This window comes from Anaerostipes faecis (assembly GCF_910574135.1).
Lineage (GTDB): Bacteria > Bacillota > Clostridia > Lachnospirales > Lachnospiraceae > Anaerostipes > Anaerostipes hominis.
The window spans coordinates 1-597 of the sequence record NZ_CAJSYK010000059.1; the positions used below are offsets into that span (position 1 = coordinate 1).

Consider the following 597-nt stretch of genomic DNA (forward strand, 5'->3'; position numbering starts at 1 on the left):
GCCGTAGTCGATGGATAACTGGTTGAGATTCCAGTACCACATAAAAACAGAACTGTGGGGACACAGAAGGGAAATGGGAGCCAGGAATGGAAAGACTGGTGCAAGCGAGGTAGCCGTATGGGAGGCAAATCCCCCATGCAAGGCAAAGGCGTTACGCGGACCGAACAAAAGTAGGGAAGCCCAGGCCCCCAGCTGTCAAGAAAAGCCGCTATTGTTTTTTATGTGCCCGTACCGTAAACCGACACAGGTGGATGAGGAGAGAATCCTAAGGCCGACGGGAGAAGTGTTGTTAAGGAACTCGGCAAAATGACTCCGTAACTTCGGGAGAAGGAGTGCCAGGTAAGACTGGCCGCAGAGAATTGGCCCAAGCAACTGTTTAGCAAAAACACAGGTCTATGCAAAACCGCAAGGTGAAGTATATGGGCTGACGCCTGCCCGGTGCTGGAAGGTTAAGGGGAGGGCTTAGCGAGTGATCGCGAAGGTCTGAACTTAAGCCCCAGTAAACGGCGGCCGTAACTATAACGGTCCTAAGGTAGCGAAATTCCTTGTCGGGTAAGTTCCGACCCGCACGAAAGGCGTAATGATTTGGGCACTGTC

1 rRNA gene is annotated in these 597 nt (G+C 52.4%); it reads left to right on the plus strand.

What is annotated here, in order from left to right:
• Nucleotides 1-597, plus strand: a 23S ribosomal RNA gene (locus QGT46_RS16795); the annotation flags it as partial.